Raw genomic sequence first — 15084 nt, 5'->3', positions numbered from 1 at the left:
AAAAACTTCGACATCTTATAGTCGAAGCGGAGCATTTTAGTTTTGTGTTTGTGGTGATTGTTTTGGTGGTGCTATTGCTTTAAGTAATTCCAAGCGCGATTTTGTAGTCGTTGCTTTAACGCCAAGCTTTGATAAGTTAGAAACAATTTTAGTCAAATCTACTTCTCTTCCCATACTTTCCACCTCTTCTTTTCTTTAAATTTAAGACGTAGTGTCCCATAAAAGGTTTCAACTACATCATACCCACTAATTAAGTATTTCATGCTTATTATTATAACATTTTTTCACCATCTGATACGTTTCAATATTGTTACATATATTAAGCGGAAGTAAATCATACTACATGATAAGCCTTATTGACAATGGTATTTTCAAAATATTCGTGCTATTCATCACTCTTTAGTTTTCTTTAACAGTAATGCTTATACCAAATATTTAAAACATTAATTTTGAATACCCCCCTATAGTATGATATTATGAATTCATCAAACGTAGGAGGAACAAAATGACGAAAGAATGTCACGATAACTCTTGTCGTAAAAGTCACCACCCAGAGCAAATAAAAAAAGATTTAATCACTCGATTAAATCGCGCCGAAGGTCAAATCCGCGGTATTAAAGGCATGGTCGAAAAAGATGTTTACTGTGATGATATCATCACACAACTATCTGCAACACAATCGGCTTTAAATAGCGTCGCAAAAGTTCTCCTAGACGGACACTTAAAAGGTTGTGTAAAGGACAGACTAGCTGAAGGTGATGACGAAGTATTAGACGAGCTAGTCACAACTATACAAAAACTAATGAGAAAATAAGGAGTGTTCGAAATGGCAGAAACAATTCAATTAAAAGTAGAAGGTATGTCTTGCGGTCACTGTGTAAACGCTATAGAAACTGGCGTTAGTACACTTGCAGGTGTAGATACCGTATCAGTAAACCTTCAACAAAGTACAGTAAATGTAGAATATGATAATTCAAAATTGAATAAAACAGACATTTCACAAGCAATTGAAGAGGCTGGATATGCAGTAAAAGGTTTAGCCGATCCTTCATAACAGAAATTTTATGCTTATTAAACAACACACAAAAGACATTCAGAATGCTCATATCCTGAATGTCTTTTGTTATTTTCATATATTTAGGTTTTAAGATCCTCTCTTACAGGATTTTTTCATTGTTATATTTCCTATTATCTCAGCAGATTTGTTTATATTGCATGTGTAGTTATTGAAGCGAAGGTGGCGACTCCTACGGGAAATGTGGCTTGGCGCCCGCCCCGGGAAAGCGTCCACCGATTAACGGTCTTATCTACAGTCTTAAACAACTGTGGCCTAACAGTTGTTTTTTTATGTTCATGGAGAATTTTTTATTGATACACCAACCAGTTGTCACAAATTCTTTAGTTCTAACACATTATGATAAAAAGGAAATCACATGCCTAAAATTATCATCTTACAGAGGTTATCAGAATAAACACTTTATACTTTCTCAAGAAAAACTGAGACTTAGTATAATGAGTATTCGATTTAATGCAATCAAACACTCCTTTATTTTTTCTCTGATAGTTGTTTCTATATTTATACAGCGTTAAAATGAACATACTTATGTTTATAGAAAGCAGGGATTATATGAAAAAATCCATCCTATTATTAATGTCCGTACAGTTCTTTGTTTATTTAGGATTTGGTTTAATCATTCCTATTTTGCCTGAAGTTGTTATTCAACAAGGCTTTAACAAAATGCATGTAGGTGGATTATTAACAGTCTATTCTCTAGCAAGCTTCTTCACAGCACCTCTTTGGGGTATGTTATCAGATAAAATGGGTCGTAAAAAATTAATTTTAGTTGGTCTTCTAGGCTTCTGCACAAGTTTCTTATTAATTTCACTCTTTATCGATTCTCTTACAATGCTCTATATTTCGCGCATTGTTGGCGGCCTATTCTCTGGAGCACTTTATACTGCTGTAACAGGTTTTATAGGTGATATGTCTACAGAAGAAAATCGTAATAAGTACATGGGCTTCATGGGGATGTCAATCGGTTTAGGCTTCATCTTCGGTCCAGGAATTGGCGGATTACTTGGTCATTATAGCTTAAGCTTGCCATTTACAGCTTCAGCCATTTTAATCTTCCTATTATTCATTTATGCAAGTATTGTGTTGGTAGAGCCTGAACGTCTTGGCGAAGCTAATAAACGTGCACTTGTTCCAAAAGGGGCTTCTACTCTTTTCAAATATCGCGTGCGATACTTATTCCTATTTTCATTCGTTGTAACATTTTTGCTTGCAGGTGTCGAGTCAACTCTACAATTATTCCAAATGGATAAAATCAACATCACTCCAGCACAACTTGGATCACTATTCTTATTCAGTGGATTCGTTGATTTCCTAGTCCAAGGTGGCCTTGTTCGTCGCATTAAAGATGGTTCTGAAGCTAAATGGTTAATGATCGCTCAAATCATCACAGCAGGTGGTTTATTACTGTTCCCATTCACAACAAGCCTTGCTTTCGCAGGATTTGCGCTATGTGTCTTCACTGCAGGTAACGCTCTAGCCAGAACATTAACAGTTTCGTTAACAACTAAAGAATCTGGTGGTAAATACGGTACAGCAGCTGGCTTAACATATTCAATGGATAATATGGGACGTATTATCGGCCCTCTATTCTTCACTTGGGTATTCACTATGCAAGCAAACTCAACATACTTTATTTCTGCTTCACTAGCGATAGTAAGTATTCTAATCATCCTATTATTCAAGTCAACTAAAAAAACATTACGTGTTTCAGAATAAAAGTGAAAATCCAGCAGCCATTATGGTTGCTGGATTTTTTCTGTCAATTTAAATGACTTTGTTTCTTTTGCTAATTCCGGATAAGCCTCTTTTAGTACGGAGGATCTTAGCATATAAAGCGTTATGATAATAAGGAAACCACTTGAGCCGAGCAAGATCCACTGTGCGGGGAACTTATCAAATAATAACCCAAACAGCAGCGTTCCAAGTGGCATCATCGCCCCCGCCATTGTTTCTAGAATACCGAACGCTCTCCCACGATATTCTTCCTCTACTTCCGTTTGCATCATGACGCCAATTGGTGTATTCGTAAATACACCAAATACAGAAAAGCTTATAAAAATAATTATATAAAAAATAACTATCCAAATATACGGGAAATCTATCCACAGTGGAACAGTCATTAAACCTAATGATATGGCCAATAACAATATAGATCGTTTTGAAAATAATAACGGATATTTCACTTGCTTTCTTGTCGCGAAATAAATAGACGCTACAAGCATCCCAACTGCACCTGATGCCTCAATAATTCCGATATGTCGTGAATTCACATGTAACAATTGAACTAACACATAAGTTCCACCCACACTCAAAGCCGAAAAGAAAAAGTTAATCCAAAGCGCAGCCCATATAATAATTAAGACGACACGCTTTGTTTTTAAATATCTAAATCCTTCTTTAAAGTTTTGTAAAAAGCTTTCTTTATCTCCTTCACTTTTATCTTCTTTTTTTGAATACAATTTAAAATCCATTGTTGCTTCGAGTAAAAAAGCTGTAGCGTATGCAGCCATATGAATCATTAAGAATACTTCTATCGAAACGAAACCATACATCATCCCACCTAGGGCAGGACCACCAATTGCCGCTACAGACAATGAAGCTTGATTAAATGAGGTAGCCTTTTGCAAACGTTCTCCATCGACTAAATTTGCTATAGAAGAAGAAAACGTAATGCCAGTAAATGTTGATGTAATTGAATAAATTGCTGTAGTAATATAGATTGCTGTTACTGACATCCCGAATATAGATGCATACGTAAGGAGTCCACCCATAGTTAATACGGTACATGCTTGAGCGATTAATATGATGTGTTTCTTCGAATATTTATCAGCCATCATACCTGCTACTGGTGCTAACAAAGTCCTTGGAATAATGGAACAAATCATATTCACGGCAAAAGAAGTCGCTGATCCCGTCATCGCCAAAATGTATAAACTAATACCAAACGCTAATACATTGGAACCCAATGTAGAAATCATTTTACTAATCGTAAAAGTCCATAAATGATAAGTCGCTTTCTTTAACTTTAAAGCTTCGTTCACTTGGCATCTCCACCTTTAGTTTAATTTAATTTAAATGTTTAATATGATTAAACAAATAATAACATGCACTTGACTTCCATTGCAAGCTAAAGTTTAATATAATTAAACAAATTAAAAAATAGTGAGGTGTCTGTATGGAGACTCTTGGAATGCGTATACGTAAACTCCGCAAAGAGCGAAAGCTTACATTAGCAGAACTAGCAGGCGACCGCTTAACAAAAGGTATGCTTAGTCTAATTGAAAACGATAAAGCCAATCCTTCCATGGATAGCTTAGCATATATTGCAGAACAGCTCGGAATTGAAGTAAGTGAATTATTGGAGGAAGTTAGCGCATCAGAATTACGTGAGTTACTTGAGAAAGTAAAAAGTATCAAGGTCCCTAAGCTGTTAAAAACCATTGATTCCCAACGTGAAAGAATACAACTAATCGAGCCTTATGTAGATCGACTCCCCGTTAGCTACGAAGCAGGACAACTCCTAGTGTTATACGCTGAAGCTAAATACGGTGTAGAAAAGACACATTGGGAAGAGCCATTAGATCGAGCTATTCAAATCTTCAAAAAGATGAATTTAATGAACGATTGGCTTCGTGCCTATTTTTTAAAATCAACTTCTGAGTTCATTGATTATAATTACGAAGAGTCGCTAAATATATTGCTAGTAGTGAAAAAAGAAATGGAAATGAATCACTATGTAATAGATGAACTACCAAATCTCGATTTACTTTATATGGTAGCTATTAGATACTTGGCAATAGGGCTGGATGAAGAAGGTCTTGGGGTCATGAACGAAGCAATCAAACTATCGAAGGAGGCACGTATTTTCTATCGCATCGATGACCTTTATCGATTAGCTGCGTTCAAAGAAATGATGAGTGGTAACGATCAAGACGTACAATATTATTTGAACAAGCTCTCTCAATATGCTGACTTTACAGATGATATTGAAACAAAGGGCTTTATCCTATTCGCGAAAGCCCATTACTATAATAGTTTTGTAAAAGACTATGAAAAAGGAAGTGAATTTGCTGAGCAATTCTACGACTTTGACGCCTTTTACTATATTGAAAAAGGTAAATCATTATTTGGGATGAAGCGGTATGAAGAGGCGCTAGAAGCATTTGAGAAAATAGACGGATTTCCTGATTGCGATCATCACCCATATGATTTATCTATGCAAAATGAATTATATGCTTATAAAGCCTTATGCTATGAGCAACAAGGTCAATTATCAAAAGCATTAGAAGAAGCTAAAATCGGTGTAGATTTAGTCGAACCTTTTATCAATACACCTTATAAGCAATTTATTAATGACACATATGAAAAGCTAAAAAAGAAAGCAGATGGGCGTTAGCACCATCTGCTTTTTCGTTGAGCTCTAGTCATAGTAGTTATACAAGCTTATTCAACATTTAAGTTTTCTGTATTCCTTATATTTACTATACCATTTCTTAAAACGTCCCCACGCTTCATCAAAGTCCGGTTGGATGATTGAAATTTGTACCCATCCACGTTCTTTTAAATACGCACTTTCATAGTGTAAATGGAAACCATTTATCGCTGCAGCGTCAGCCATATTTGTTAAAGATTCATCCGCCTTCAACGTGACGATCATTGGATAGCCCTCAGTTGTTAAGAAAGTGAAGTCACCATCAGTAGCTGCCTGTTGTAATTTTTCATATCGTGCTTGCAATAAATCGTAGCGATTTCCTTCAGTATAAGCTAGTAGCGCGTTGTTAAAACTCTCCATCAACTGCGCTGGATAGGTAAATGGAATATGATGATTAGAATAATTGCCTAAATCAATATACGATGGAAGTTGCTCACTTTTTGCAATAACATGATTTGAAAATACTACGGCTATACCACTCATTGTGCCAACTGCCTTACCACTAACCGCTGTTGCTATAAATACCTTCTCCAGTGAAAAACGGTATGTTCCAAAAGAACTTACACAATCCATGCAAAGCTTTACATTATATGTCTCGCATAGATTTTGTACCATCTCTAGATTATTTAACATTCCAGTAGATGTTTCACCATGAGCAATTAACAGCCACTCAAAATCTGACTGTTTTAAAATAAGTGCTAATTCTGCTTCGTTAAAAGATTGGCCCCAATCATAACGTAACCAATCATGTTTTAAATGCCAACGCTCTGCTTGCTGTTGCAAGCGCTCACCAAAGGCACCGTTTGTAACAATTAACCCTCTTCCAGGGAGTTTAGTAAGCTGAGCAATCATTGCTTCATTCGCCAATGTACCGCTTCCTAACAGCAAATGAGCATAACTTGCTCCACTTAGTACTTCCAGTTTACTACGCACCTGATCGATTGTTCTAGAAAAAGAATAGGAACGATGAGATACTGGCGTCTTTAGTAAAGGCGCTTGAATATCCTCTGTTAGTTGAACTGGTCCTGGATAAAAGGAGTAACGTCGTTGCTTAAAACGACCTGCTAACGATTTTTCATAACGCTCCGCCGTTAACACCATCGGAATGAATTTTGCATCATCTGCCCCAACCGGCTCTGAAAATGCCTCAAATCCCATTTGCATATACAATTTTTCTTCGCGTACAGTACCAGAGATAACTGCAGCGCCATAGCCATTTTCGTAAGCATAATCAATTAACGCTCGAGTTAGCATAAAAAATACACGACCGTTACGATGCTCCTTTTTAACAGCTAGCAATCGCACCTCACAAAGCCTACCTAATAACGCGTCTGCAGGTAATAACTTCTCCACCTGACCAATCTTTTTATCCAAAGAGAAAGGTCGATGATCACGAAAAGCAACCATACCAACGAGCTCTTCATCCTTCAGTACAACTAAGTACATATTTTCGTGATGAAAAGCATCGACACGTCGCCCACTAGGGTCTGGCTCATGCTGAGGAATTTCTTCTACAAATGTTTCGTAGTTAAGCTTGGCGATTTCATCAAATTCTTGTTCTGTTTGCGCAATTTTACACCAATACATAGAAGAGCCCCTTTAACGTTTTACTATAATAACGAAATGTTTAAATAGAAGTTTCCATATTAATACTATTAGTTACAAAACAGGAATATTTTCTACTACTTTCATTTTATAGCTAAATGGCTACGAAAAAAAGGAGGTAATTTCCCATTTTCTATTATTGTGCAATTAATTCAAAATCACCTGAGTTTGTTCGAGATTTGATAATCGGGTTTCCGTTACCGATTTCGCCCACAATTCTATGATCTTTATTCTCTTTAAAAGTCATACCAGAATGTATTACTGTTCCATCACCTGAATCACTTATATAATCTACACCTAAATTATCTGCCTTGTTTTTCAATATTACCGCTGTTTCTCCACTTGTGGTATTAAGTGTTATATCGTCCTTCACTGAATCTAATAACAATTCTATATCACCTGAACTAGTTTTCGCTATAATTTCTCCAGCTATATAATCCGCTGCTATATCACCTGAAGTCGCATCCATTATTATGTTCTTTGCTTTAAAATTCTGAGATGCGATCTCTCCACTTGAAGTAGTTAATTTTGCTTCACCATCTACAGTAATACTCTGACTGGTAACATCCCCAGAAGTTGCATCCATAACGATGTTCTTCATCTGCATATCTCGGACATTTATATCTCCACTTGAAGTAGTTAATTCTACGTCACCATCTACAACGATATTTTCCCCAGCTATATCACCTGAAGATGCTCGAATAGCTAATTCTTTCGTAGAAACATCTACATAAGCTACATCACCCGACGAAGTATTCACGGTTATTTTCTCATACATAGCTTTCGGCAATGCTACTTTTAAGCTAACTGAACCTCTGTAAAAATTAATAAATGAGAATAATTTTTTAAATTTTGCTTCAGCAACGATAGAGCGACCACTTTTTTTCACATCTAAAGATATTTTCCTCGCTAAATTAGGATTTACCTTTCCGGATATAGTGAAAACTGCCTTATCCCCTTTGCCTTCAACGACTTCAATATCAATCGATGAACTTAACACCTCAATTGCATCTACATCTGTTATCTTAATCTCCTTCTCGATAGACGCATCTTTCATCTTCATTCCTGTAAAATAATAAAAGCCACAAACTATAATTATCGCTACTAAAAATATACTAACCAATACTTTTTTCACTCCAGCACCTCTTTCCTTATATTTACTATACCAAAAAGCAAGATATACCATATCAGACCTGAGACGTATTTAAAAAAGGCGCTTGAAAAGAGGGCAGCACTTTATTGGTTCGGAGAAGCGTCCCTCGGCTCCTGCGGGATTAGCGAGACAGACGAGACCCTGCAGGAGTGTAGCGACGAAGCGGCTCGGCGGCTCGCCCGCGGTAAGCGAGCGGCTCGCCCGCGGTAAGCGAGCGGTAAGCTTCGGAAAACCTGATCTATCCTGTATACACAGAAATCAGAGGGCAGCATTTTATTGGTTTGGAGAAGCGTCCCTCGACTCCTGCGGGATTAGCGAGACAGACGAGACCCTGCAGGAGTGTAGCGACGAAGCAGCTCGGCGGCTCGCCCGCGGAAAGCGAGCGGTAAGCTTCGGAAAACCTGATCTATCCTATATACACAGAAATCAGAAGGGAGCACTTTATTGGTTCGGAGAAGCGTCCCTCGACTCCTGCGGGATTAGCGAGACAGACGAGACCCTGCAGGAGTGTAGCGACGAAGCGGCTCGGCGGCTCGCCCGCGGTAAGCGAGCGGTAAGCTTCGGAAAACCTGATCTATCCTATATACAAATAAAAAGACTGTAGAAAACTCTTTTTTTCGAGTTTGTCTACAGTCAATTGCTCTAAGTTAGACTAGAGCTTGCTTTCAATAAATACATTAAATTTCGGTTAATTCTTGAGATGTTTCAGTGTCAAAGATATCTTTATCTAATTCACCCGTCACACGTGCAGTTACGACACCTGCAGTCATTGAACCATTTACATTTAACGCTGTACGCCCCATGTCAATTAAAGGTTCAACAGAAATCAAAACACCTGCAAGGGCTACTGGTAAATTCATCGCTGATAATACAAGGATTGCCGCGAATGTTGCACCACCGCCAACACCTGCCACACCGAAAGAGCTAATTGCTACTACAGCAATCAACGTGAAAATAAATGATGGTTCTAATGGGTTAATTCCAACACTTGGCGCAATCATAACAGCAAGCATAGCTGGATAAATACCTGCACACCCATTTTGACCAATTGATAAACCAAATGAACCAGAGAAATTTGCTACGCCCTCTGAAACACCTAAACGATTTGTTTGTGTTTGAATATTAAGTGGTAATGCACCTGCACTAGAACGTGAAGTGAAGGCAAATAATAATGTTGGTGCCACTTTTTTCACATAAGTGATTGGATTTAAACCTGATGCAGTCACAATCAATAAGTGAACGATGAACATAAAGATTAATGCTACATATGAGGCAACAACGAATTTACCCATATTGTAGATTGCACTAAAATCTGATGTTGCAACCGTTGACGCCATAATTGCCAAAATACCGAATGGTGTTAAACGTAAAACGATTTTCACAACACCCATTACTAAAGCATAGATTGCATCAATTCCTACTTTTATTGTATCTGCTGTCTTTTCGTCTTTACGTTTAACTGCTAAATAAGCAAATCCTAGGAATGCTGCGAAAATAACAACTGCAATTGTTGAAGTAGAACGAGCGCCTGTTAAATCTAAAAATGGATTAGCTGGGAGCAAATCAATAATTTGTTGTGGTAATGTTTTTTCACCAATATCTGCTGATTTTGCAGCAATATCTTCACCACGTTGCATCTCTGCATCACCTTGGACGATTTGTGATGCATCCAATTGAAAGCCTACAGCTGAAGCAATACCCACCGCAGCGGCGACTGCCGTTGTACCAACTAAGATAAATAAAATAAGTGTAGCCATTTTCCCAAAGTTTTTACCGATAATGACTTTCGTAAACGCTGAAAGTATAGAGATAAATACTAATGGCATTACAACCATTTGAAGTAATTTTACATATCCCGATCCAATGATGCTAAACCATCCAACTGAATCTGCTAATACTTGTGCATCAACGCCATACGCAAAGTGCAAGATTAACCCGTATATAATTCCTAAACCTAGACCAGCAAATACCCTTTTCGAAAAAGATATATGTTTGCGGTGCATAATAATTAATAAACCAATGAGCAGTAAAAGTACTACAACATTGAGTGATGTCAATAAAATACTCATAGTAAATCCTCCTAGTAAAGAAAAACATAAATGATAATTATATAGAATACATTAAATCATTAATCCCTATTGGTCAAGTAGGTTTTAAGAAAAATTTAGAAAATTGGTACCTCCTTCTTTCTTATAGACATATACGATATACTAAAGGAAAGAAATAATGGAAGAAGGTGTAACGTTTGATTGTAACGTTTTTTTCATTTATAGTGCCCCTTACCTTATCGTTGAACATCTTATTAGCAATCCCCATTATATTTTTAGAAAGACGTGAACCTTCCTCGACATGGGCTTGGATATTGGTCCTATTCTTCTTCCCAGTTGGCGGATTCATATTATATTTACTATTAGGTCGTAAATTACGTAAAAAGCATCTTTTCCGATGGGAAGGTCGCAAGAAAATTGGGATTGAAAAACTAATTGATTATCAGATGGAAGCTATTGAAGATGGGACATTCGAATATCGATTAGATGATGCAGCACATTATAAAGACCTCATCTATATGCACCTAAGTACAAATCACGCTGTTTTAACACAAGATAACGCAGTGAAAATCTATTCTGATGGTGCTGAGAAATTCAAATCTCTACTAAAGGATATTGAAGCAGCGAAAGACCATATCCATATTCAATACTATATTTTCAAGATGGATAACTTAGGAACTCATATCTTAAATGGGTTAATTAAAAAAGCGAAGCAAGGGATACAAGTAAGGGTATTGTATGATGAAATGGGTTCAAGGGGTGTTCACAAGAGACACTTCAAGCAATTAATAGAAGCTGGCGGTGAGGTAGAGGTATTTTTCCCTTCAATTTTACCGCTCATTAATCCTCGTTTGAATTATCGAAACCACCGTAAACTTGTTATCGTAGACGGTCGAACAGGATATATTGGTGGATTCAATGTCGGCGACGAATATCTTGGATTAAACAAAAAATTTGGCTACTGGCGCGATACACATTTACGTATTGAAGGAAGCTCTGTACATCCACTTCAAACTCGCTTCATTTTAGACTGGAATCAAGCATCTGATAACCAGGATATTGAATATTCTGATCGATACTTCCCTACTTTTTCTCGTAAAGGTGAAGTTGGTTTGCAAATAGTTTCTAGTGGCCCTGATTCAGAATGGGAACAAATTAAAATCGGTTATTTAAAATTAATAGGAATGGCAACAAAATACGTTTATATTCAAACACCTTATTTTATCCCAGATGATAGTTTTATGGATGCAGTGAGAATCGCATGCTTATCTGGGATTGATGTACGTATTATGATACCTAACAAACCTGATCATATGTTTGTTTACTGGGCAACTTATTCTTATATTGGTCAGCTCATTAAAGCAGGAGCTAAAATATATATTTATGAAAATGGTTTCTTGCATACGAAGATGATCGTCATTGATGATGAAGCTTCTACAGTTGGCACTGCTAATATCGATTTCCGTAGCTTCAAATTGAATTTCGAAGTAAATGCATTTATATATGATCGGGAAACTTCCCATCAATTAGCAGAGCTTTTTGAACAAGATATGCAGTTATGCACAGAATTGACTCCTGAAAAATATGCTAACCGTTCTCGCATTATTAAAATAAAAGAATCAATATCTCGTTTACTATCCCCTATATTATAAACAAAAAAGCCTTCTGAATGGATATTCAGAAGGCTTTCCTATTATATAGCAATTTACTTTCCTATTTCTAAGTATTCTTCTAATGTGCTTTTATTGCTATAGATATCTTTAGCAATATCTTTTCCTACGTAACGGAAATGCCATGCTTCATGCATGTAACCTGTAACTTTTTCTTTTCCTTCCGGATAGCGCATGATAAATCCATACTTATGGGCATTTTTTGCAAGCCATTTACCCGCTTCAGTTGCACCAAAACCTTCATCTGCAAAAAATTGTTCATTTCCTACTTCACCAATATCAAAAGCTAATCCTGTTTGATGTTCAGAATAACCAGGACGGGCACTATACGTATCTGCTGCTTCTTTGCCATCTCTATTTACATAATTAGCATACAACTCAACTTGGCGGTCATAAGAACGATAAGTACTAAATGCATTAAAAGTATAGCCCTCTAGTAAAGCTGCAGCATTTAATTCTTCATAAGCTGCACGCGCTTCAGGATTTTCACCTGGAGCAAAGTCGGCAGGTAATGGATACCTTTTACTAGCAATTAATATTGCATTTATATAAGTGGCTTTTTTAGGAAGCTCTTGACCTACAATATAGCCTCCAGCGTCACGCACTTCTTCTTGTTCATTCTTTTTTGAATCTTGTGTTTCTATATCTTCATGAAATGTTTCAGTTGTTTTTGATGATTGTTCTTCTTTATTTTCAGTACCTTCATTCCCACATCCTGACATCATTAACGCAAAAACCGCAAATGAAGCCATCATCTTAAATGGAAATTCGATATGATTATTTTTACTCATGTTTATTCGATACCTGTCCTTCTTTTGTATATTTTATGCTGATTTTACGTGAATACATAGAACCATCGACTACCAAATCTCTTTTATATAGACGTTCTCTATATGGTAATGTTTCATCAAACAATAAAAACGATATCTAGTAACCGCCAGATATCGTTTCATATTACGGTTACATGAAGTTAACTACTAATATCGCTAAAGTAGCTATCCCGAAGAAAATAGACATTCCCCGCATCCATTTAGCCTCTTTTTCAAAACCTTTTTCTTTAAAATCTTTTGCTCTAAAAGCATTCGTTACCGTGAACATTAATGTGATGAATAGTATAGCTACATTAAAGTTCTGTTTAATGATGAAATATAGCGCCAGTAAACTCGTGATGACAACTAATACACCTGTAATATTTTTTATTTTCAAAGTATTTTCCTCCAAAAAAATCGGGACACTATCTGCCCCGATCATTGTATTACTATTTTGCTGCCTTTTCCGGATGTTCTGAATAGAACTTGCGACCAAGATATGTTTGGAATATTAAAATCGCACCGCTGACAGACCAGTAAAGTGGTAAAGCTGCCATACTTGAGAATGAGATGAACATAATCATAATCGGCGAAATATACATCATTAATTTCATTTGCGATTTTTGTTGCTCAGGTACAGTCCATAACGACACTTGTGCTTGAACGAAGTAAATCGCACCAGCAACCAATGTCATAATAATATCTGGTTTACCTAGACTAAACCATAAGAATTGATGGGCTTGAACCTCAGTTGAATAAAGGATTGCATAATAAAGACCCATGATGATTGGCATTTGTATCACTACTGGTAAACAACCCATATTCAATGGATTGACTCCATGTTTACGATATAGACCCATCATTTCTTGTTGCAATGCCATTTGTTCTTCTTTTGTTTTTGCTGCTTTTAATTTCTTTTGGATATCATCCATTTCAGGTTTTAACTTATCCATCTTCGTCTTCATACCTTGTTGATGCTTATAGTTTTTAAGCATAAACGGCATTAAGATAAGGCGAATAAGAACCGTAATTAAGATGATGGCTAATCCGTAACTATCTGTAAATAACGTATTTCCAAAGAAATTCAAAACAAATTCCATTGGCTTTACGAACAAACTATAAAAAAAGCCTTCTTGGTTTTTCACTGAATCACAACCAGCTAGCACAAACGGCGCTAAACCAAGCATTGAGAGTAACCCAAGTTTCTTCTTCAATTTTCTCACCTACAATTTCTCAAACTATAGTGAAGTATACCTTAAATATATAGTACATTTCAAATCAAAGAAGAAGTAAACTATCAATATTTTCAAATATTTCGGTCTGGTAGTTGGAAACGAAAGTACTCATGATTTGGTTGGTCTCTAAAATGCTTAGGTGTTAACCCTACATACTTTTTGAAAATACGTGTATAGTAGCTCTGATTACAGAAGTGGAATTGCTCTGAAATATCTGAAATACTTTTATTTGTATGCCTTAAATAATACTGCGATTCCTCTACACGCCTCACGTTCAAATACTCTACTAATGTAATTCCCACATGTTCCTTGAAGATACGTGACAGATGACTTGTACTGATCGTAAAGTACTGTGCAATATCTTCTACAGATAAGTCTGTCTCTACCTCATCATCAATAAACATAATGACTTTATTGACGGTTTGATGCTTGTAAGAAGGCTGCTTTCTTTCAGAAATCACATAAATATAGAATTCTATTAAATCATCCGCAAACTGTAAAAACTCTGCGTCATTCATACGTTGATCAATCATCTCAACGCAAGCGGCGTTAAAGGCAAATGCCTTTTTAGATGGTGCCTGGTTCTCAATAAGTTTTCTCGTAACAACTGATGAAAGTACAACAAAATAATGCCTGATCGCCCTGAAAAAGTGCTTCCCAGAACGCTCAGATAAAATATCAATTAGAAGACGCAAAGATTCCTTTGAAGCTTCAGCCTCTAATTGATAAATCTCTCTTAACAGTTGGGATTCAATTTCAAAAAATTTTTCAATACCTTCATAGCGGTTCATCGTTTCAATCTCTTGGAAATACCTCTTTGAAATAGCTTCTGAAATAGAATATTGGTGTTGTAGCATATACTCCCCATCTTTCTACAATATGCGCATGTTTTATAATAGACTTTAATTAACTATATAACGAAATTGGTAATATGAAAATAGTTTTATTCCTTTCTAAGCAAAATTTGTAAAAAACGATATTATAGGACGTTGTTCTCACTAATTTTACAGGCGATATATATATATTATACAATATTTATCCATTAATATTAATTAAA

General features: G+C 36.3%; 14 protein-coding genes. 5 read left to right on the top strand and 9 right to left on the bottom strand.

What is annotated here, in order from left to right:
- Positions 1-36: 36 nt before the first annotated feature.
- Positions 37-174 carry an Lmo0850 family protein gene (locus ACZLO7_RS02780; RefSeq protein ID WP_164491933.1) on the bottom strand — a complete coding sequence of 46 codons (138 nt, stop codon included), beginning with the start codon at positions 172-174 and terminating at the stop codon, positions 37-39.
- A 331-nt stretch (positions 175-505) separates the two neighbouring features.
- Here ACZLO7_RS02780 and ACZLO7_RS02775 point away from each other — a divergent pair, with 331 nt between their 5' ends.
- The 3 genes from ACZLO7_RS02775 to ACZLO7_RS02765 all read left to right on the top strand — a co-directional run bounded on the left by ACZLO7_RS02775 (position 506) and on the right by ACZLO7_RS02765 (position 2791).
- Positions 506-814, top strand: a complete 309-nt coding sequence (locus tag ACZLO7_RS02775; protein ID WP_464939069.1) for a metal-sensing transcriptional repressor — start codon at positions 506-508, stop codon at positions 812-814.
- 12 nt (positions 815-826) lie between these two features.
- Complete coding sequence (locus ACZLO7_RS02770; protein ID WP_464939068.1) at positions 827-1054, top strand: copper ion binding protein; 228 nt, start codon at positions 827-829, stop codon at positions 1052-1054.
- Between the two features lie 573 nt (positions 1055-1627).
- Positions 1628-2791 carry an MFS transporter gene (locus ACZLO7_RS02765; RefSeq protein ID WP_464939067.1) on the top strand — a complete coding sequence of 388 codons (1164 nt, stop codon included), beginning with the start codon at positions 1628-1630 and terminating at the stop codon, positions 2789-2791.
- Positions 2792-2811: 20 nt separating this feature from the next.
- Here ACZLO7_RS02765 and ACZLO7_RS02760 read toward each other — a convergent pair whose 3' ends face one another.
- Positions 2812-4116, bottom strand: coding sequence for an MFS transporter (locus tag ACZLO7_RS02760; protein ID WP_464939066.1), 1305 nt, complete (start codon positions 4114-4116; stop codon positions 2812-2814).
- A 149-nt stretch (positions 4117-4265) separates the two neighbouring features.
- Here ACZLO7_RS02760 and ACZLO7_RS02755 point away from each other — a divergent pair, with 149 nt between their 5' ends.
- Positions 4266-5471 (top strand): helix-turn-helix domain-containing protein, encoded by a 1206-nt coding sequence (locus ACZLO7_RS02755; protein WP_464939065.1) that lies wholly within the window; start codon positions 4266-4268, stop codon positions 5469-5471.
- A 51-nt stretch (positions 5472-5522) separates the two neighbouring features.
- Here ACZLO7_RS02755 and ACZLO7_RS02750 read toward each other — a convergent pair whose 3' ends face one another.
- The 3 genes from ACZLO7_RS02750 to ACZLO7_RS02740 form a co-directional block, all read right to left on the bottom strand.
- The gene (locus ACZLO7_RS02750; RefSeq protein WP_464939064.1) at positions 5523-7094 is read right to left on the bottom strand and encodes a GNAT family N-acetyltransferase; all 1572 of its coding nucleotides are present in this window, start codon (positions 7092-7094) and stop codon (positions 5523-5525) included.
- Between the two features lie 154 nt (positions 7095-7248).
- Complete coding sequence (locus tag ACZLO7_RS02745; protein ID WP_464939062.1) at positions 7249-8247, bottom strand: DUF4097 family beta strand repeat-containing protein; 999 nt, start codon at positions 8245-8247, stop codon at positions 7249-7251.
- A 695-nt stretch (positions 8248-8942) separates the two neighbouring features.
- Complete coding sequence (locus ACZLO7_RS02740) at positions 8943-10334, bottom strand: L-cystine transporter (protein WP_464939060.1); 1392 nt, start codon at positions 10332-10334, stop codon at positions 8943-8945.
- Between the two features lie 176 nt (positions 10335-10510).
- On the opposite strand from ACZLO7_RS02740, the gene cls reads away from it, so the two are divergent.
- Complete coding sequence (gene cls / locus ACZLO7_RS02735) at positions 10511-11965, top strand: cardiolipin synthase (protein ID WP_464939059.1); 1455 nt, start codon at positions 10511-10513, stop codon at positions 11963-11965.
- A 53-nt stretch (positions 11966-12018) separates the two neighbouring features.
- Here the strand turns inward: cls and ACZLO7_RS02730 are convergent, their stop codons facing one another.
- The 4 genes from ACZLO7_RS02730 to ACZLO7_RS02715 form a co-directional block, all read right to left on the bottom strand.
- The gene (locus ACZLO7_RS02730; protein WP_464939058.1) at positions 12019-12774 is read right to left on the bottom strand and encodes a M15 family metallopeptidase; all 756 of its coding nucleotides are present in this window, start codon (positions 12772-12774) and stop codon (positions 12019-12021) included.
- A gap of 169 nt (positions 12775-12943) precedes the next feature.
- Positions 12944-13189 carry a hypothetical protein gene (locus ACZLO7_RS02725; RefSeq protein WP_427749821.1) on the bottom strand — a complete coding sequence of 82 codons (246 nt, stop codon included), beginning with the start codon at positions 13187-13189 and terminating at the stop codon, positions 12944-12946.
- 52 nt (positions 13190-13241) lie between these two features.
- A complete protein-coding gene (gene yidC, locus ACZLO7_RS02720) occupies positions 13242-14006 on the bottom strand; it encodes a membrane protein insertase YidC (RefSeq protein ID WP_464939057.1) in 765 nt (254 codons plus the stop codon).
- Positions 14007-14098: 92 nt separating this feature from the next.
- Positions 14099-14884, bottom strand: a complete 786-nt coding sequence (locus tag ACZLO7_RS02715) for an AraC family transcriptional regulator (RefSeq protein ID WP_427749817.1) — start codon at positions 14882-14884, stop codon at positions 14099-14101.
- Positions 14885-15084: the final 200 nt, after the last annotated feature.

Source organism: Viridibacillus sp. d25.2 (assembly GCF_055456015.2).
Note: the sequence above shows the minus strand (reverse complement) of the source record. Positions and strands in the feature narration are given on the sequence as shown.